At 38.4% G+C, this 20,550-nt stretch carries 17 protein-coding genes; 4 read left to right on the top strand and 13 right to left on the bottom strand.

Annotated elements, in window-relative coordinates:
- Nucleotides 1–351 precede the first annotated feature (351 nt).
- The gene (locus FIU21_RS01330; RefSeq protein WP_004359479.1) at nt 352–2,643 is read right to left on the bottom strand and encodes an NADP-dependent malic enzyme; all 2,292 of its coding nucleotides are present in this window, start codon (nt 2,641–2,643) and stop codon (nt 352–354) included.
- Between the two features lie 123 nt (nt 2,644–2,766).
- Here FIU21_RS01330 and FIU21_RS01325 point away from each other — a divergent pair, with 123 nt between their 5' ends.
- From FIU21_RS01325 to FIU21_RS01310, 4 genes are all read left to right on the top strand, one after another.
- On the top strand, nt 2,767–3,402 hold the full coding sequence (locus FIU21_RS01325; RefSeq protein ID WP_004359478.1) for a TetR/AcrR family transcriptional regulator: 636 nt from the start codon (nt 2,767–2,769) through the stop codon (nt 3,400–3,402).
- A 70-nt stretch (nt 3,403–3,472) separates the two neighbouring features.
- Entirely contained in the window at nt 3,473–4,876 is a 1,404-nt protein-coding gene (locus FIU21_RS01320; protein ID WP_036885920.1) for an SGNH/GDSL hydrolase family protein, read from the top strand.
- A gap of 57 nt (nt 4,877–4,933) precedes the next feature.
- Nucleotides 4,934–6,451, top strand: coding sequence for an MBOAT family O-acyltransferase (locus FIU21_RS01315; RefSeq protein ID WP_004359476.1), 1,518 nt, complete (start codon nt 4,934–4,936; stop codon nt 6,449–6,451).
- A 532-nt stretch (nt 6,452–6,983) separates the two neighbouring features.
- Complete coding sequence (locus FIU21_RS01310) at nt 6,984–8,330, top strand: YihY/virulence factor BrkB family protein (protein WP_004359475.1); 1,347 nt, start codon at nt 6,984–6,986, stop codon at nt 8,328–8,330.
- 529 nt (nt 8,331–8,859) lie between these two features.
- Here FIU21_RS01310 and FIU21_RS01305 read toward each other — a convergent pair.
- The 12 genes from FIU21_RS01305 to FIU21_RS01250 form a co-directional block, all read right to left on the bottom strand.
- Nucleotides 8,860–10,332, bottom strand: a complete 1,473-nt coding sequence (locus tag FIU21_RS01305) for a glycoside hydrolase family 125 protein (protein ID WP_004359474.1) — start codon at nt 10,330–10,332, stop codon at nt 8,860–8,862.
- A gap of 16 nt (nt 10,333–10,348) precedes the next feature.
- A complete protein-coding gene (locus FIU21_RS01300; RefSeq protein WP_004359473.1) occupies nt 10,349–11,446 on the bottom strand; it encodes a DegT/DnrJ/EryC1/StrS family aminotransferase in 1,098 nt (365 codons plus the stop codon).
- A 46-nt stretch (nt 11,447–11,492) separates the two neighbouring features.
- On the bottom strand, nt 11,493–12,452 hold the full coding sequence (locus tag FIU21_RS01295) for a GNAT family N-acetyltransferase (RefSeq protein WP_172891279.1): 960 nt from the start codon (nt 12,450–12,452) through the stop codon (nt 11,493–11,495).
- Nucleotides 12,453–12,531: 79 nt separating this feature from the next.
- A complete protein-coding gene (locus FIU21_RS01290) occupies nt 12,532–12,957 on the bottom strand; it encodes a sugar 3,4-ketoisomerase (protein WP_004359470.1) in 426 nt (141 codons plus the stop codon).
- Between the two features lie 27 nt (nt 12,958–12,984).
- Nucleotides 12,985–14,166, bottom strand: coding sequence for a formate-dependent phosphoribosylglycinamide formyltransferase (purT, locus tag FIU21_RS01285; protein ID WP_004359469.1), 1,182 nt, complete (start codon nt 14,164–14,166; stop codon nt 12,985–12,987).
- Nucleotides 14,167–14,268: 102 nt separating this feature from the next.
- Entirely contained in the window at nt 14,269–15,423 is a 1,155-nt protein-coding gene (gene rfbB, locus FIU21_RS01280; RefSeq protein WP_004359468.1) for a dTDP-glucose 4,6-dehydratase, read from the bottom strand.
- Between the two features lie 96 nt (nt 15,424–15,519).
- On the bottom strand, nt 15,520–16,017 hold the full coding sequence (locus FIU21_RS01275) for a metallophosphoesterase family protein (protein WP_004359467.1): 498 nt from the start codon (nt 16,015–16,017) through the stop codon (nt 15,520–15,522).
- Nucleotides 16,017–16,637 carry a cytidylate kinase-like family protein gene (locus FIU21_RS01270; protein ID WP_004359466.1) on the bottom strand — a complete coding sequence of 207 codons (621 nt, stop codon included), beginning with the start codon at nt 16,635–16,637 and terminating at the stop codon, nt 16,017–16,019. Before FIU21_RS01270 ends, FIU21_RS01275 begins: the two co-directional genes overlap by 1 nt.
- 15 nt (nt 16,638–16,652) lie before the next feature.
- On the bottom strand, nt 16,653–18,026 hold the full coding sequence (locus FIU21_RS01265; protein ID WP_004359465.1) for an MATE family efflux transporter: 1,374 nt from the start codon (nt 18,024–18,026) through the stop codon (nt 16,653–16,655).
- Nucleotides 18,027–19,090: 1,064 nt separating this feature from the next.
- Nucleotides 19,091–19,546 (bottom strand): aspartate carbamoyltransferase regulatory subunit, encoded by a 456-nt coding sequence (gene pyrI, locus FIU21_RS01260; protein ID WP_004359464.1) that lies wholly within the window; start codon nt 19,544–19,546, stop codon nt 19,091–19,093.
- Nucleotides 19,547–19,649: 103 nt separating this feature from the next.
- Entirely contained in the window at nt 19,650–20,069 is a 420-nt protein-coding gene (locus tag FIU21_RS01255; protein WP_231291312.1) for a hypothetical protein, read from the bottom strand.
- Nucleotides 20,070–20,112: 43 nt separating this feature from the next.
- On the bottom strand, nt 20,113–20,490 hold the full coding sequence (locus FIU21_RS01250; RefSeq protein ID WP_436972086.1) for a hypothetical protein: 378 nt from the start codon (nt 20,488–20,490) through the stop codon (nt 20,113–20,115).
- Between the last annotated feature and the right edge of the window lie 60 nt (nt 20,491–20,550).

The raw sequence follows: 20,550 nt of genomic DNA, 5'->3' as shown, positions 1-20,550 counted from the left end.
ATATACTGTTCTGTAAATATTGTCCACATGAAATTAGTGCTCTACTATATATCATAATGAACCTCTTATTTTACTTTTAGTTGATGTATTTATGTTCGGCACAATACGTGTTGACTCTCAACACGTATTGTGTTGTTGGTAAACACCAATGGTGCGAAGTACTAAATACATTTCAACTTGCTAACAAAGTTGAATCAACTTTATATTAGGAAAAAGCTACACTACCATAAGCAAGCAAAGTTTACTTGATGAGTTGATCTACTCTTTCAATGATAATACAATATTATCCATTTAAAAGAAATTCCTCATGAAAGCATATGCTATTTAACTTTTACTGAACAGTACTATTACTTATAATGCGTTCTTTTTCACTTTCTCCACATAAGCATCAATAGCCGCAACGGCTGTGATGTTCACGATGTCACGTACAGAGCACTCGAAATCAGTGAAGTGAATTGGCTTATTAAGCCCCATCTGAATAGGACCAATAACCTCTGCTTCAGGACTCAATGCCTGCAAAAGTTTATAACCACTGTTGGCAGAAGATAAGTCAGGGAAGATGAGCGTGTTAACATCTAATCCTTTCAAGCGAGTGAATGGGAACTTCTCATCACGTAGTTCTTTATTTAATGCAAAGTTAACCTGCATCTCACCGTCAATCGCCATATCAGGATACTCCTTTTGCAACTTTTCAACAGCAGTATGTACCTTTAATGGAGAACCTTCCTTATCAGAACCAAAGTTAGAGTAGGAGAGCATTGCAATAGCAGCTTTATCATTGAAGAAGCTAACAGAGTTAGCAGCTAACTTTGCAATGTCAGCCAACACTTCAGCATCAGGATGACGATTAATAAGTGTGTCTGCTATGTAGAATACACCCTTCTTTGTATTCAGAATATGCATAGTACCAAAGTGTTTGTACTCTGGACGAATACCAATAATATCCTTTGCTACCTTAATCGTATTGCTATATTTGGTATATAGACCTGTGATAAACGCATCAGCATCACCATTTTCAACCATTGACATACCGAAATAGTTACGCTCATACATCTTATCATATGCTTCCTCGAAAGTATAACCCTCACGTGCACGCTTCTCTGCTAAGTGTTTTGCATAAGTAGCACGACGTCCCTGCTCCTTATCCGCACGCATATCAACAATCTCAATGTCTGAGATATCAAGCTTCAAACGGTTGGCAACACGATTTAGACGGTCAGGGTTTCCTAATAAGATAGGAACACAGATTCCCTCTTGCTTAGCCTGTACAGCAGCTTTCATCATAGTCTGGTGACCACCTTCAGCAAATACAATACGTTGTGGATGTTGTGCAGCAGTGGCATGGAGCGTATGTGTCAACTTTGTTTCCTGACCTAACATCTGAAGCAGGTGCTGCTTGTAAGCCTTGAAATCCTTGATAGGAGTGCGTGCTACACCACTGTCCATAGCAGCCTTAGCAACAGCTGCACTAACTTCCGTAATCAGTCGTGGGTCAACTGGTTTTGGGATAAAGTATTTAGGACCGAATGTAAGATCATTTACATGATAAACCTGATTAACAACGTCTGGTACTGTCTGTTTTGCTAAATCAGCAATCGCATGGACAGCAGCCATCTTCATTTCCTCATTGATAGCCTTAGCATGAACATCCAATGCACCACGGAAAATGTATGGGAAACCAATCACATTATTAATCTGGTTAGGATAGTCTGAACGGCCAGTTGACATGATTACGTCTGGACGTGCTGCAATAGCATCATCGTATGATATCTCAGGAACAGGATTAGCCAAAGCAAAGACGATAGGATTCTCATTCATTGAACGAATCATATCCTGTGTAAGAATATTACCCTTTGATAAACCAACAAATACGTCAGCCCCCTTAATAGCTTCCTCCAAAGTGTGAACATCTCGACGGTCAGTAGCGAAGAGAGCCTTCTGTGGTGTAAGGTTCTTTAAATCAGAAGTGATAACACCCTTTGAATCGAGCATTACAATATTCTCTTTCTTTAGACCTAAAGCCATATAAAGCTTAGTACATGAAATAGCTGCAGCACCTGCACCATTAACAACTAACTTCACATCAGCAATGTTCTTGCCAGCTACCTCCAGTGCATTCTTCAAACCAGCAGCAGAGATGATAGCAGTTCCGTGCTGGTCATCATGCATAACAGGAATGTCAAGTGTCTTCTTTAGACGCTCCTCAATAGCAAAGCATTCAGGTGCCTTGATATCCTCAAGATTGATACCACCAAAGGTTGGAGCAATCTTTTCTACAGCTTCACAAAACTTATCAGGGTCCTGTTCGTCTACTTCTATGTCGAAAACATCAATACCACCATATATCTTAAACAGTAAGCCCTTACCTTCCATTACAGGCTTACCACTCATAGCACCGATGTTACCCAATCCTAAAACAGCTGTACCATTACTGATTACAGCGACCAAATTTCCTTTGTCGGTGTATTTATATACGTCGTCTGGATTTTGCTGAATTTCTAAGCATGGGTATGCCACGCCAGGCGAATATGCCAGACTAAGGTCTGTCTGTGTACTATAAGGTTTTGTTGGCGTTACTTCAATTTTGCCAGGACGGCCGTTGTTATGATATTCCAAAGCGGCTTCTTTTGTTACCTTGACCATAGTTAATCTTTTACTTTTAATATTACAAAAATGTATATTTGACTTACAAAGTTAGTAAAATCCACTCTAAAACAGATGCCATTATGAAAGTTTTTTGTAATTTTGTCGCAAAAATAAAGTTTAATGTATAATACAGCTACAGAAACCACTTATCGGCAAGAACTTAAAGAGAAGATTCTCATTACTGCCATAAACCTTTTCCATAAACATGGAATAAGGAGTGTTAAGATGGATGATATTGCCAATGAACTTAAAATATCAAAGCGTACACTCTATGAAATATACAGCAATAAGGAAGAATTGCTGTTAGAAGTCGTGCGACGTGATAAGCAAAGAGAGAAACGACGGATGGACGAGATAGGCAGAACTGGATCGAACGTAATAAATATAATTATAGAAATCAGCCGTTTCCGCTTAGAAGAGTTTAGTCAGATTAACCCTCTCTTCTTTGAAGAAATACATAAATATCCAGAGTTATTGGCTTATGTTCATAGGTTGCATGATGAAAGAGAATCTGATGCCCATGCTTTTATACAGCGTGGTATAGATGAAGGTTTGTTCCTTCCTAATTTAAATTATAATATTGTACGTACAATGACAGTTGCTTTACAGAATGCTATTATGAATCAATATCTTTATAAGAAGTACGATATAAAGGAACTGGCACATGTTAGTATATTATTCTTTATACGCGCTTATTGCACAATGAAAGGTGTTAAGTTGTTGGATGAAGAACTAAATTCTCTTCCCTTGTCATAAAGTGAATAATCAACATACTATATTTTTTGCATTTCAAAAGTGATGCATTTAGGTAAACGATAATTAGTAAATGAAAGATAATGCATATAAGACATTGCTGCTAACATTATTAGTAGCATTGTTTCTTTTTCTGCTTCATTTTTTTCCTACCTTCAAGATAGGAGATACGAAGCTTCGAGAGATAGACATTCTGAGTGATCTTGCACAAAAGAAAAAAGTACTTGAAGACGTCATACCTTCCCCAAAGAAACCTTCAGCTATTGTTGCTTACGATAAAGATGGAAAGGTTATAGATTTTAAGGAAGAATGGCCTAAGGGTACAGAGCGTATCGTTGATTATTCTGCAGGTAAACCTGGTGGACTTGATCATTTTTATAGTCAACTTAATTTGTTGGCTCAGAAGCAGGCAGTTGGTCGTCCTGTTCGTATTGCCTATTTTGGTGATTCATATATAGAAGGAGACATCTTATTAGCTGATTTACGTGAAGACCTCCAGAAGCAGTATGGTGGTTATGGCGTAGGTTGGATAGATGCTGGTAATGATCTTGACCAATACAAGCATACAGTGGATAATAAATTCACGGGACTTACTGAACATATGGTTAAGAAACCTGCAAGTTATGATGTTAATCAAGCTGGTATTGCGGAGCGTTACTATACAATGAATGGACAAGCTACTATGTCTTATGCTCCTTTTTCATTGTCTCATGACTACAGTCGAACTGAGAAATGGGCAAGCACATGGCTCTACCTTCGTTCAAAGGGTGGTGCAAACGTAACCTTTGAGATAGATGGTGGTAAGACAAGTACGCAGCGTGTCAATCCGTCGGCAGCAGTACAAGCAGTAAAGATGGATGGTGTTACTTCTCATGCAACAATAAAGGTGAATGGTTCTAATACTGTTCTCTTTGGTACATCACAAGAGGGACGCGAAGGAATTGTTGTTGACAACTTCAGTATGCGTGGCTCTTCTGGAACATCATTAGCAAAACTTCCAGAACAGATGTTGAAGGAATTTGCTCTTGTTCGTCCGTATGATCTTATTGTATTTCAGTTTGGTGTCAATGCTGTAGATGCAGAGACAACGCCTGAGCGATTGAAGAAGTATATGGCTGACATGAAGCTTGTTGTAGACCTCTTCCACAAGTGTTTCCCTGAAACGAGCATTCTTATTGTTAGTAGTCCTGACCGTGGCTCAAAGACTTCACCTGATGGTACAATGAAGGGGGTTGAGATGTTGGTGGGCTATCAAGAACAACTTGCTGCCGATAGCCATGTCGGCTTCTATAATCTTTTCCGTGCTATGGGTGGTCCAAGTACGATGATGCGCATCGTAGACGAACAGAGTATGGGTACAAAGGATTATGTACACATTAATTATAAAGGTGGTAAATATGTCAGTCAGCGTATTTTCAAGTCTATTGTAGCAGGACAAAAGAATTATACAAGACGTGAGAAACTGGCTGAAGAGTAAGTATTTATTAGTACAACATAGAAACAGATGGATTTAAGTAATTTGTTTAGCCAATTCATGGCTATATTAAAAATCTTCCTACAGAATATAGAGTCATATGTCTCAGGCCTTGATTTTACAAAGGTAGCTGATATCCTACTCTATAATCCACGCGAACCGCTCCTTTTCTCATCAGGTGCATTCCTTTTTATCTTCCTTGTCTTTATGATAGGTTATTACTGTCTGCGAAACAAGGTTGATGCAAGACTTCTCTTTGTGACGCTCTTCTCTTATTATTTCTTTTATAAGAGTAGTAGCTTCTATTTCCTATTGTTACTTATCGTAACTGTCAGCGACTTCTATATTGCAAGACGTGTTGCTAAGGGAAAGCATCCTAAGTTGTGGTTGGCTTTGACACTGTTGATAGACCTTGGATTGTTGGCTTACTTTAAGTATACCAACTTCTTTGCTGGAATGGTTACACAGATGATTGGTGGAAACTTCCAACCTTGGGATATTTTCTTACCAGTAGGAATTAGTTTCTACACCTTTAAGACAATTTCATACGTTGTAGACATATACAGAAAGAAGGCTGAGCCAATGGAGTCATTACTTGACTATGCGTTCTATGTCAGCTTCTTCCCAACACTTCTTGCTGGTCCGATTACGCGTGCAACAGACTTCGGACCACAGATTCGCAAACCATTACATATCAGCCGTGAGATGTTTGCTCAGGGAGTATTCTTTATTATCATTGGTCTTTTTAAGAAAGCGGTTATCTCTGATTATATCTCACAAAACTTTGTAGATCGTATCTTTGACAACCCAACGCTCTTCTCTGGTGGCGAGGTTCTTCTTGGTCTTTATGGCTACTGTATTCAGATTTACTGCGACTTCTCTGGCTATTCTGATATGGCAATTGGTATTGCATTGCTGCTTGGATTTAAGATTCCAATGAACTTCAATGCACCGCTTACAGCCGATTCCATGACTGATTTCTGGCGTCGTTGGCATATTTCGCTTTCAACTTGGATTCGTGATTATGTCTATATCTCACTTGGTGGAAACAAGAAGGGAACACTTCGTATGTATTTCAATCAGATGGTGGCTATGACAGCTTGCGGTCTTTGGCACGGAGCTTCGTTGAACTTCATTGTTTGGGGTGTCTTGCATGGTGCATTGGTTTGTGTACATAAGTTCTGGTCTCAGACTGTTTTGAAGCACGATCGTCGTTATCATCCATCTGGTCTTCGTCGGTTTATTTCAGTATTTATTACTTTCCACGTTCTCTGTTTCACATGGTTGTTCTTCCGTTGCAAGGACTTTGATGCAGTGTGGGTTATGGTAAAGCAAATGTTTACGAAGTTCAATCCTTCCGTACTTCCTGACGTCTTTATGGGGTATAAGTATGTATTCTTACTGATGATATTTGCGCTTCTGACACATTGGATTCCAGACTCATGGCAAAACCGTTGTGTTCGTATCTTAGAGAAGGGTGGTGTCTTACTCTCTGCAATTGCAATTACGATTGTTATCTTTATTATTATGCAGGTAAAGAGTTCTGATATACAGCCATTTATTTACTTCCAGTTCTAATTGGCTCTTGATATAAAAGACAGCGCATAGGGTTAAACTAAATGTTAGATTAACTGTATGCGCTGTTTTATTTGCTTCTTATAATCTACGTTGATAGCTGTCTTTGCCTTGCGAAAAAATACTTACAAAAAGCTGGGTAGATATGCTTTAAATAAGCAAAATAAAAGTCTTAATATGGAGCTTTGCAACTAACAGACTATCAGTTAATTATAAAAGTGCTTGGTAATAGGTGCTTAATTAGCCTTCAAAAGGGCGTTAACAGCATCGTAAAAGGGCGTCTTTTGGATGCCAATTAAGCCTTAATTCGAACGCTATTAAGCCTTGTTTAAAATTAAGGATATGAATTTTTATTACAAGACGAGGATTATTAACTTTACAAGATGATGAGAAGAAGTAACTAAAAGTAGACTTATTGTTTTGGATGAATCTCGTTAGTGTTATTATTATAAATAGGTGTAATTGTTGCTAATTTCGCTTTTTTTTATTAAGTTTGCATAATAACTCCTACTCTTTTCTGAAATAAGAAACCATAATGAAGATAGATATAGAAAGCATTAAGTACTTCTTAACTGTTGGTATGTTCATGAAAACTGAGCATAGTTCAAAGCGTAGAAATATGCTAATCAGACAGTTTCAGAAGTTTTATCTGACTGTCAAATTCTTTTTTGTGCGCGATCATGCTGCTTCCACGGCACAACTTTCGTTTTCTACGATAATGGCAATCGTGCCTATAGCATCTATGATTTTTGCTATTGCAAATGGCTTTGGTTTTGGGCAGTTTCTCGAAAAACAGTTTCGTGAGATGTTGTCTGCACAACCCGAAGCGGCTACTTGGCTGTTAAAGCTTACGCAGTCTTACCTTGTTCATGCTAAGACTGGACTCTTTATTGGAATAGGACTGATGATAATGTTTTATAGTGTTTTCTCTCTGATCAGAACGGTAGAGACTACTTTTGATAATATATGGCAGGTTAAAGATAGTCGCCCTCTCAGTAGGATAGTCATAGACTATACGGCTTTAATGTTTCTCGTACCTATTAGCATTATCATTCTTTCAGGACTTAGCATCTATTTCTATAGCTTTGTTGAGAACCTAAATGGTTTACGCTTTCTCGGTACCATTGCGAGCTTTTCACTTCGTTTTCTCGTGCCATGGGCTATCCTTACGCTTATGTTCATTGTGCTTTATGTTTTCATGCCCAATGCGAAGGTTAAGATTACGAAGACAGTTGCTCCTGCGATGATAGCCAGTATCGCTATGCTTTGCTTACAAGCGGTTTATATACATGGACAGATTTTCCTTACAAGTTATAATGCCATTTATGGTTCGTTTGCAGCACTTCCACTGTTTATGTTGTGGATACTTGCATCGTGGTATATCTGTCTATTCTGTGCAGAACTCTGTTATTTTAATCAAAATTTAGAGTACTATGAGTGTCTGATAGATACAGAAGATATATGTCATAATGACCTTTTAATACTGTGTGCGACTGTATTGAGCCATATCTGTCAACGTTTTGCAAATGACCAAAAGCCTCAGACTGCATTACAAATAAAGTCTGAAACGCATATTCCTATTCGTGTGATGACGGATATTCTCTATAGATTAAAAGAGGTTAATCTCATCTCGGAGAACTTTTCACCTACTTCTGATGAAGTAACTTATACGCCTACGCACGATACAAATAACATAACTGTAGGTGAAATGATTGCTCGTTTAGAATCTACTCCAGCATCTGATTTTGCGCTTTTAGGTTTCTCTCCTAAAAAAGCATGGAACCATGACATATATGATAGGGTGGGAAGTATACGCGAGATTTATCTTAATGAGTTGAAATCAATCAATATTAAAGAACTAATAAGTTATTCAGAGAATTAAAGGATTATTTTAGATTTAGTGGTATACTTCGTTGATTGTTTTTTAAGAAGGATAATATTGTAACACTAAACCATCTGATATTCTCTTCCAAACGAATATGATAACATAATAAAAGAGCCAGTTCTCTAATAGAAAACTGGCTCTTTTATCGTACTATAAAATCTTGTTTTATCTATGAAGTATGATTTTTGTTACAACTCCTAAATGATGCTTCGCTTTTAGAAGCTAACAGAAGCATCATCTTCTATACTTAATGAGGTTTTTCAAGACTTTGTTATTTCGATTTGTTAAGACAATAAAGTCATAGTATATTAAAAATAAAAAGTCCCAAACTGTTGGTCTGGGACTGAAAGATTACTTGTCTCACGACAACTAATCTTCTAACCTTAATAATCTAATACCATGAAAAATACGTTGCAAAAATATCTAAATCTTGTTATATTTCCAAATATACAATGTTAAATAAGGTAAATATTAAGATTTAATCTCCTAACTTTTGAAATGTCTCTACAATTGTGCCTTTACTGGTCTATTTTATACTATTGAGCAAACCAAGTTTGCCATCGTTTACTAACTTAACGATGAGTTCACCAAATAAAGTATTTTGCCATGCAAACCACTCACGTGTAAATTTGTTAGCATCATCCTTATAAAAACTCTCGTGGATAAAGCCTGTTCCGGCATCAGTATTCATTAATATTTCAATGCACTGTCGAATTTCCTTATCATCTTTTGATGTGAAAGCCCGCATCATGATAGACATTGGCCATATCATATCGTTACCAATATGTGGACCACCAATACCCTCGCCAGCCTTACCACGATGGAAATAAGGATTATCCTCACTCCATACATAACGGCGAGTGTTCTGATAGATTGGGTCGTCTACGCTTACATCACCAAGATATGGCATAGCTAACAGACTTGGTACGTTGGCATCATCCATTAAGAAGTAGCTGCCAAAGCCATCTACTTCATAAGCATATATCTTACCATATTTAGGATGTTCGTATACAGCATACTTCTGTAAAGCATCATTTACCTCATTAGCAAGGTCGGTACATTGAGTAGCAAGAACTGTATTCTTATTTACCTTGGTTAAAATCTCTGCTGCTTTGCGAAGAGAAGATACTGCCATGAAGTTTGATGGAACAAGAAATTGTAGAGTCGTCGCATCGTCTGAAGGGCGAAAGGCAGAAGCAATCAGTCCTACAGGCTTAACAGGTGCACCCCAACCTGCATTGTTCATTGTGTCAAGTGCACGGTCGGTAACACGTAAGAACTTATAGGTTCCTCTGCCGTCTTTCTTCTGCTGCTCATGGAAAGTCTTTAGAATGTTCTCTACTGCCTTAACCCATTCTGGACCAAAAACACTTGTGTCGCCTGTTACTTTCCAATATTCATATGCAAGGCGGATAGGGTAACAGAGTGAGTCAATCTCAAACTTACGTTCGTGTAGCTCCGGTTTCATATCCGTTTCATCGGTCATCCAACGGCCATTTGGGTCTGGCTTATGATTGAATGCATTAGCATATGGATCGATGTTGATACATTTAAACTGGCGATTAATAACACCAGCTAACATCTTCTTCAGTTTCTTATCCTTTCCTGCTAATTGTACGTATGGCCACACTTGTGCGCCTGAATCGCGAAGCCACATAGCAGGAATGTCACCAGTATAAACGTAAGTATCAGGTGTTCCATCAGCTTCCTCACCATAGTGAACAGTAGTATCGAGTGTGTTTGGGAAGCAATTCTCAAACATCCATGCCAAACGTTTATTGGTTAACTTCTTTATAATATTCTGTATTTCCTTCTCAACAGCTTCTGAGCGGAAAAGTCTTTCTGTTTCTTTAGGGCGTTTCGAGATGAAAGTCACTGCATCTGCAGGGCAGGTGAGTTGGTTTGCTGGTACCTTATTAATATTGTCAGCATTGATTGGTTGCGCCTGTAATGCCATTAGCGCAACGAATGTTGATGTGATATAGGTTATTTTTCTCATACGTTATGGTTTAGTTTTATTGATACATATTGATGCTATCAATGATCTGATAAACTTCTTCATCAGTCATTGTTGGATTGCAAGGGAGGGAGAGTTCTTGTTGATGGATGAACTCTGTGATAGGATAATGTTGCTCATTCCATTCCTTATAAGCCTCTTGCTGATGTGGTGGAATGGGGTAGTGTATCATCGTTTCAATACCATTATCTTTGAGATATTGTTGCAAACGATTACGAGATGGACAGAGAATAGGGAATATGTGATAAACATTATCTCTGTCATTATCCTTTATCAATCTTATTTGTGGGTTGTTAATGCCCTCTAAGTATGCTTTAGCAATCTGCTTTCTACGTTGGTTTTCTTTATCAAGATAGGGGAGTTTTACATTGAGAACGGCAGCTTGAATTTCATCCATACGGCTATTCTTTCCCTTGAAGGAAAACTCATATTTGCGTGTAGAACCATAGTTGGCAAGGCTACGAATAGTCTGTACCAACTGTTCATTATCGGTTGTCACAGCTCCAGCATCACCTAAGGCACCAAGATTCTTGCCTGGATAAAAACTATGTGCGGCTGCATTTCCAAGGCTTCCTGTACGTTTGTTACCAAAGTGACAGCCGTGCGCTTGCGCATTATCTTCAAGCAGTAAGAGGTTATAGTGTTTACAAATGTCGCCAATGAAAGGCATATAGGCACATCTTCCATAAAGGTGTACAAGCATAATGGCACGTGTACGAGAGGTGATAGCTTGTTCAATCTGTTTCTCATCAATCTCTAAAGTGTTGATATCTGGTTCTACAAGGATAGGGGTAAGGTGGTTTTCGGTGATAGAAAGGATAGTTGCTATATATGTATTGGCAGGAACTATAACCTCATCACCTTCTTTGAGAAGTCCTAACTCTATATAGGCACGGAAGATAAGACAGAGTGTATCAAGCCCATTACCACATGTTACACAGTACTTTGTACCAATGTATTGTGCATAATTCTTTTCAAATAAAGCTATATGCTCCCCCTGCAGATACCAGCCAGAACGTAGTACCTGATTAACAGCTGTAGTAATCTCTGATTCATGTAATGCTGTTATTTTTTGAAGTGAGAGATAGTTTATCATGTTTATTCTTTAATGAAGTAGGTTGAGTATGGTCGGGATCTTTATATTACTCTATGATAGTATCTGTTTCCCACTCATAACAGTCATAGCATACACCTCGTCCTCCAAAGCCTTCTTTTTGGAAAATAAGCGTTGTGTTTAGAATCTTTCCTTCCTCTTCTGTGCTTTTACCAAAGTCAAAGAAGCCCTTATGATTGGCATATACATTATTAAGAATATAGTCAAAGAGAAGATCGATAGCTCCAAGCCTTTTCCCTTCTGGAGATGCTGAGATATACTGAGAATGAACGACTCGTGGCATTTCATAGATGATAGTACCCCCAATAGCTATCCCTTTGTTGTTGTATGCCATGAATAGTCTAATCGAGTTAGGGAACCGACTGTGGAGTAAAGTTAACTCTTCAAGGGAGTGTACAGGGTGAGTTGCATACTTATTGGTGAGGTTCTTATCGAGAATATCCCAAAAAGTTGCAAGGTCTTGACTCTCTCGAACTGTCACACTAGCACGTTTGGCCTTCCTAACTCCACTTCGACGACTCTCATTGAACTTTATACGTGAATCGAAAGGAATAGTACTTGATATGTCACGAGCCGTTAGTTGTGCATGACAAATAAATGTAAGTGCATAGAGATCTTCCTCGGCAGGATAACAATGGTATATCCATGGCGTAGGTTTATAGATAACTCTTTGTACTCCAGAATGGTTAAGATATTCATTAATCTTTATGAATACTTCGCAAATCTCTGCTGTAGTAGCCTGTTTTTTTGTTATAAGTCCACCGTAAGTTAATCCTTGATGAGAGTAAAGTGTGTCGCCTAAACGATTAGCAGGTAAGAGTGCATAGAGCTGTCCTTTTCGATAAATCATCAGCGAAGTATCCTGAAATCTATCGGCATGATAATCCATATAAGAACGATTGAAGAGGAATGTTCCTTGTCGTGAATCCTCAATAAACCCGTTCCACGCTTGTGCTTGTTCTTGCGTGTATTGCTTTACTTCAAACATTATATTTTAGGATTGCATAAAAGAAGATAGTCTGAAGGGTCTTCTTTTATCCTTTTATATCTAATCTATGGTTTTACTTTTATCCTTTCTTAGAACACTTATAGTTAAGAAACTCTGTGTATTCACGGATATAATCATTCTCTTCAAAAGAATCTTCTGCCAAAACAAGGCATACGGCTCCTGATGAAAAATCATCGAGTGTACGCCATGTATCAGTCTCAACTAAGAGTCCTTGATAAGGATGATTCAAGAGAAAAGATTGCTTATCACGTCCATTATCGAGGGTAACCGTGAAGGAACCGCTAACAGCAATGATGAATTCTCGGCAATGTTTATGGGCATGACCACCACGGCAAGCACCTGAAGGTACATCGTATGTCCAATAAACACGAGAAATGTTGAAAGGAATATCCTTCATTCCCTCAGCAATAGAGAGGTTACCACGTGGGTCAACCATCTTTTGTAAGGAGATAATCTTTCCTATTGAAGCTTCTGTTTCTTTCATTCTTACAGCCTTTAGACTATTCAGTCTTTATTTCTTCATATAGGGATCTGTACCCAATACGGTTGCTGCAACACGCTTAGTCTTATCACGAAGTGCATCCATATCTGTTCCTACTTCTCCATAACAGAGTGCTACACCCATACGACGACCCACGTGAGCAATTGGTTTACCGAATATACGTAGGCGTGTTTTATCTTCATTGCAAGCATCTAATAGGTTGTATGATAAAGGTTTGTCTGTTTCAATAGGAGAAAGAATTACAGCAGAACAACCTGCATGTTCAAGGTGAATAGCAGGGATTGGGAGTCCCATTACAGCACGGAAATGAAGTTCAAATTCGCTGAAGTTGGTTGTATGTGCCAATGTGACCATACCTGTATCATGTGGACGAGGTGATAATTCTGAGAAGATTACTTCTCCCTTCTTTGTTAAGAAGAACTCGACTCCCCAGATACCATATCCAGTTAGTGCGCGTGTTACTTCATTAGCAATGTGTTCTGCCTGACGTAATGATTCTTTTGAGATGGCATATGGTTGCCAGCTTTCACGATAATCACCACCTTTCTGTATGTGTCCAATAGGTGGACAGAAGAGGGTAGGGCCATTCTTCTGTGTCACTGTAAGCAGTGTAAACTCACTCTCAAACTCAATAAACTCTTCAATAATCACCTCCTTCACATCGCCACGTGCGCCATCCATCGCATTCTTAAACGCTTCTTCGAGTTCTTCATCATTGTGAACATAACTCTGACCATGTCCACTTGAACTCATTAAAGGTTTAACGACACATGGGAAACCAATCTCGTCAGCTGCAGCTTTGAACTCATCATATGTCTTTGCATAGAAATATTTGGCTGTTCTTAAACCCAAGTCACGTGCTGCAAGGTCGCGTATGGCACGACGATTCATGGTGAAGTTTACAGCACGTGCTGATGGAGCAACTTGTATTCCACGTTCTTCATAATCAAACAAACGTTCAGTTCTGATTGCTTCAATCTCAGGAATAATCAAGTCCGGTTTGTGCTTATCTACAATAGCATCAAGGGCTGTACCATCAAGCATATCTATTACTTCAGACTCATCAGCTACCTGCATGGCTGGTGCATTCTCATAACTATCGCAAGCAATGACATATTGTCCAGCACGTTTAGCTGCTATAACGAACTCTTTGCCCAGTTCGCCTGAGCCTAATAACAAGATTTTTTTCATTTGAAGATGTGTTGTTTATCTTTTGTTTGTGAGAAGGTTTTACACCCTCGCCGTATAATGAAGAGTTAGACGAGGGTGTGAGATTATATTTTAGTAGATTTATTATCTTCTTTTTTTCGTGTACATCATGTCATAATACTTTTGGTAATCTCCAGAAGTAACCTCTTGAATCCAGTCTTGATGCTCTAAGTTCCAACGGATAGTTTTTACAATACCGTCAGCAAACATTGTTTCAGGATACCAACCTAACTCATTCTTTATCTTTGTTGGGTCAATGGCATAACGTGCATCATGACCAAGACGGTCTGGGACATGTGTGATTAACTCTTCATTTATCCAGCTAATATCAATGTCACCATTTGCGTCTTTGACCTGCTTCTTGAGGATAGTACGGAGGTTCTTATCCTCTGCCATCATGTCATGGATAGTCTTTATTGTGAGTTTAACGATGTCGATATTCTTCATTTCATTATGTCCACCAACATTGTAAACTTCACCTACACGACCTTCACGTACAACCATATCAATAGCTTTGCAATGATCCTCTACATACAACCAGTCGCGTACATTCAACCCCTCACCATATACAGGGAGTTTCTTTCCCTCGAGGATGTTATTGATAATTAATGGAATCAATTTCTCTGGGAAGTGGTAAGTACCATAGTTGTTTGAACAACGTGTAATACTGATAGGCATATGATAAGTGTCGTGATAAGCCATTACAAAATGGTCAGCACTTGTCTTGCTGGCAGAATATGGGCTATGTGGGCAGAGTGGAGTCTCCTCTGTAAAGTAGCCTTCTGCTCCCAATGAACCATACACCTCGTCTGTTGATACCTGATGATAACGCTTTCCTTCTTTCCATGTTGGATAACCCTGTTCGTCCTTACCTGTCACCCATGCACGACGTGCAGCATCCATAAGGTTCTGTGTACCGAGAATGTTTACGGAAAGGAACAACTGTGGGTCTTCAATTGAACGGTCAACATGACTTTCAGCCGCAAAGTTTACGAGGTAGTCAATATCATATTCAGCAAAGAGTTTGTCGGCAAGTTCACGATCACGAATGTCACCCTTTACAAAGATGCAACGCTCGTTATCAATATCATCTTTGATAGTACCGAGGTTACCTGCATAAGTAAGTGCATCGAGGACGATAACCTTAATATCTTCATTCACATACTTCTTATGAAGTAAATACTTAATGTAGTTTGCTCCGATAAAACCGGCAGCACCAGTTACTAAATACGTTTTCATATCTTTATTATTTTGTTTGTTTTCTTATTGTAAGTTTTAATAGTTTTATTGTTAGCGACTCCGAATGTTGTTTATTACAAATCAGATGGGTTTAGTTTATTTATTTCCTAATGTTATAACCTCGCAATCAGTAAATTTATCACCTTCGATGGTTAATCTCACTAAAGTTCTATCTTTATGCCATCCGCGAAGACCAGCTGCACCAGGATTGATATGAAGTAGGTTTAGTGTTTTGTCGAATTGTATTTTGAGGATATGTGAATGTCCATCAACAAAAAGGTTAGGTGGAGAAGCATAGAGCATACTCTGTACTGAACGGTCATAACGTCCAGGATAACCTCCAATATGTTTAAGTAGCACGTCAACATCCTCGCATTTAAAACGCAGAACATCCCGATAGCGGTTGCGCATAGTGTAATCATCTATATTCCCACATACAGCGCGAAAGATGGGTTTCATTGCCTCAAACTTATCCGCAACTTCTAATGAACCTATATCACCTGCGTGCCAAATCTCATCACATTCCCCAAGATAGTATTCGTATTTATCATCCCAGTAGCCATGAGTATCAGAGATTATACCAATTCGTTTCATTAAATACCTTTCCTTTTGATAAAATCAGCTATCAGATCCTTTGTTTTTTCTAAGCCAAGTATACTGGCATCAATGCAAAGGTCATAACTTTCAGCATGCCCCCAAACCTTTGTTGTGTAATAGTTATAGTATTTGGCACGCTCGCTTTCTCCATTTTCAATAAACTTACGAGCTTCTTCTTTTGAACATCCACGTCGTTTACATACATTAGTAATACGAGTGTCCATTGAAGCTGTTATAAAGATATTGATTGTGTTTGGATTATCACGTAATACGTAATCTGCTGTTCTACCAACAAATACACAGCGTGGGTTCTGCTTCGCTACTTCACGAATGGCATCACTTTGGAACTGATAAAGACTTTCCTGTGAGAAATTACTCTTATAAAAGTCATTGTCACCTAAAAGAGGAAGGTGTATATGAAAGTGTCCTTTCATAAATCCTTTTTGCTCGTCGTTTTGCTCAAAGAACTTCTCTGAAAACCCACTTTCCTTAGCTGCAATGTTAAGGATCTCTCGGTCATAGTATTGGCAATCGAATTCTTCAGCAAGCATCTTAGCGATAATATGACCACCACTGCCAATCTGACGACCAACGTTTATGATTAGTTCCTTTTCCATATTTAGATTCTTTATTTATGAATTTAAGTTTTGATTGTTCACACTTTGTTTTTTCAACCGACGCATATAAGCCATCATAATGATAGCTGCAACTAATGATGCCAAGAAGTCACTTGAAGGCAATGATGCCCATACACCATTTAAGTTGAAGAAATGTGGTAGGATAACAAGTAATGGTATTAAGAATAGTAATTGGCGAGAAAGAGATAAGAAGATACTTATCTTTACTTTACCAATACACTGAAAGAAGTTTGTTACAACCATCTGAAATCCCACGACAGGATACATCATCATGTTTATTTGAATAGCCTTAATTGCTTGGCGAATTAATTCTGGGTCCTTTGTGAACATACGTGCACAGTAATATGGAGCTAAATGAGCAATTAGCCAACCTGTAACCATTATCCCTGTTGCTGCAAAGATAGTAAGTTTCAATACACGCATAAGTCTATCAGTCTGCTGTGAACCATAGTTATATCCAGCTATAGGCTGCATACCTTGGTCTAATCCGATGACAAACATTACAAATATCATAGCCACACTATAAGCTATGCCGAATGCTCCAACAGCCATATCACCACCGTATCTGACAAGTTGATTATTCATAAAGATAACTACAATGCAAGCACAAACATTCATCAAGAATGGAGAAATACCAATAGAGATGATGTTTTCTACCAAATGTCTTTTAAGTCGATAGATTCCACGCTTTAAATGTAAAATCTCATCTTTGTTAGTCAACTGCTTCATCTGCCAGCATAATGCCAATGCTTGAGATAAGACTGTGGCGAAAGCTGCACCACGAATTCCCCAGCCCCAGAGCCTAATAAAGATAAAGTCTAAGACTATATTCATCAAGACGGTGAAAATCGTAGCCATCATTGCCTGTCGAGGTTTTGATGCTGCACGAAGTACTGCATTCATTCCAAAGTACATGTGAGAGATGACATTTCCCGCCAAAATAACCTCCATAAAACTGCGGGCATAGGGGATTGTAGCATCACTTGCACCAAAGAATCGCAAGATTGGGTCAAGAAAGATAAGGCAGATAATACCAAATACACTTCCTATAATCAGATTAAGCGTTACAGTATTACCAAGTATATTCTCAGCTGTGTCATAGTCACGCTGACCTAATTTCACACTGATAGACGTAGAGGCTCCTATTCCTACTGCTGCACCAAAGGCTGCGCCAAGGTTGATAAAAGGGAAAGTAATAGCTAAACCAGATATAGCCATTGGTCCTACAATCTGACCAATGAATATTCGGTCTACTATGTTATAGAGTGAGGCTGCAATCATAGCAATAATTGCTGGGAACGCATATTGTACCAACAATTTACCAACAGGTTTTGTGCCTAACTCTAAAGTTGCATTCTTATTATCCATCAAGATTCTATTACTTGTCTACGAATGAATGGAAATCCTCCTTATACTATGCTTGCAAATGTACGAAAAAAAAATGAGAAAACCTATTTGTAGCATAATGAATTGTAGGTTTATAAAACCTATTATTGCTATTTTTTAGGGTCTTCAGTATTTTGGAGTGATAAAGTTTGCCACTTAAGGTTAGGTTTCTGACGAAATGTCACACGGAGAAAAGGAGAGGACGAAAGATTATTAAAACAAAGCAATGTAGTTATCAAGAATCTGTACGCTATATCTCCGTCGCTCTTGTGCCGTCGGCACCTGCGTGACATTGCGTTTACCTCCGTCCCCTCCGTGACTCCGTGTGCCTATTATATAAGACTTTTAGTTTGTCATTCCATATTTCAGAAGAACACAATTTATTCCTATGTCATTTGTTTTTGTAAACTATTTTTGTGCAGTTCAAAACCAATACATGCTCTTTTAGCTTCTAAAAGACGCCCAATTGGCTTGCAAAAGGTGCCCTTTAAGCCCCTTACTAACGCCCTTTTGACGTCTTATTAAGCATCTTTTCTCGTGTTACTTTATAACTAATTGATTTCCTGTTGGTTGCAGACTTGCTTCTTATATGTGTTTTTACTGTTAGTTATAGATGTTTTCTTTGAAATTATGTAATGATTTTTCAAACCCTTGTCAGCAGATTTTCGAAGTCTTAAAATGAGAAGTCTTCAATGACGAAGGGTGATAGTAGGATAGATAGATGACTGTTTGATCTATGCTTTTTGTTTGATGAGTAACCTCGGTTCTTACGTTAAAGCAATACGAAAAGCGCCTACACATTTAACGGAAGAACTAAAAAAATGATTTCTCATCACGTAAATAAATAGAAAAAAAGGTTTTAAGGCTGAGTAAACAAGTCTATAATTTATAAAATACTTCAATCTAATTAGCTTTAATGATATCAATTAATTTACTCATAGATAGTTGCTTAACATATCGACTTATTCTTCAAGACAAGTAACTAATCTACTTGTAAATTCGCCAACTTGTCTACTTATAAACTTGTTTACCCAGCAACTTGCATTCTATACCAGTTCAACCTTCTCCATTTCCTGTTCTTTATCGCAGTAATGACATTTAAGAATACCATGCTCCTTATCGACAACATGGAAAATGGTGTTCATAGGTTCGTTGTTAGTGATGCACTTTGGATTATTGCATCTTACAATGCTCCGAAGCTCGTCCGGTGTCACAACCTTCTTCTTCTCTACCACTTCATAGTCATTAATGATGTTCAACACCACGTTCGGTGCCACGACCGACAAACGGGAGATTTCATCATCAGTAAAGAACTTGTCGCTCACCTTGATGATTCCCTTTGTGCCTACCATCTTCGATGAGAAGTTGAAACCAATAGTGACAGGTGTGGAGAGCTTCTGGAGCTGTAATAGGTTCACAACCTGAAAAGTCTTCTCTGCTGGAATATGATCTATAACGGTGCCGCTCTTAATAGCAGCTACCAGACGTTCTTTCTTTGACATAATGATATGAGCCTCACTCCGTCTCCTTGGTATGAAGGAATGCCTGACAGGGTATTTGTAGGCTATTTTCTTTGTTCACTCATAGGCATTATGAGTATGCATTCTATTTTTCTTGGGTGATTTTCACTCTATCTACGGCATCATCTGCTCTTATCCCAAAGATTAGCTTACGTATTTTACCTGTGGTGTTAGGCTTGATGGTAATCGTGAGTGTATTACCTGTTAATTCTGCTGTGTACCATCTTCCCATAATACCAGTACTGATTACCTCTTCTCCATATATTACTGATGAATCATCAACAGTCTTATTTGCAAATCGCAGAGTTTGGTAGTTGGCGCATACCAACTTATAGGTACCTCCTTCAGCAGGAACTGTTATATTCCTTGGGTCACCAGTATAGTCTGTAGTCCACTTAAAGGTTGTTCTGTGGATATCATCAATCGTATTCTTGCTACAACTGAATAGGGTGGTTAAAAGAACCAGCAACAACGCTATAAACGTTACATTCTTAAGTTTATTCATGTTCATTAAATGGATATAGTTATATAGATATTATGAGTATATTTTATTTGTTTTGTGTCACTTCTATATGATCGAAGATATCACCTGCTGTCACATCGATGGATAGTTTGCGTTCTTTGCCAGTTGTATTGGGGAGAAGAGTAATATAAAAAGTATTCTCTTTTGCTAATACATCGTACCAATCATATTTAATATGACGAAAATCTTGCTCTTTACTACCGGCATAGATGACAGTGTCAGCATCTGTCACGCTACTAATCCATGGTCCCCCATAGTTGGTACATTTTAATTGATAAGTTCCACCTTCTGCTGTAGCAGTAATCTTTCTCGGGTCTCCTGGGCGGTTCGAAGTCCACTTCATAGGATCCCAACGACCATCTTCAGAGTTTAGTTCGCAGCTGAATATGGTGGTCAAAAGCATCAGTAGCAGAGCGGCAAACGTACTCTTTTTTAATATACTCATACTCGTAAAAATGATAAA

This window comes from Prevotella melaninogenica, assembly GCF_013267595.1.
In the GTDB taxonomy this organism is placed as follows: Bacteria; Bacteroidota; Bacteroidia; order Bacteroidales; family Bacteroidaceae; genus Prevotella; species Prevotella melaninogenica_D.
Note: the sequence above shows the minus strand (reverse complement) of the source record. Positions and strands in the feature narration are given on the sequence as shown.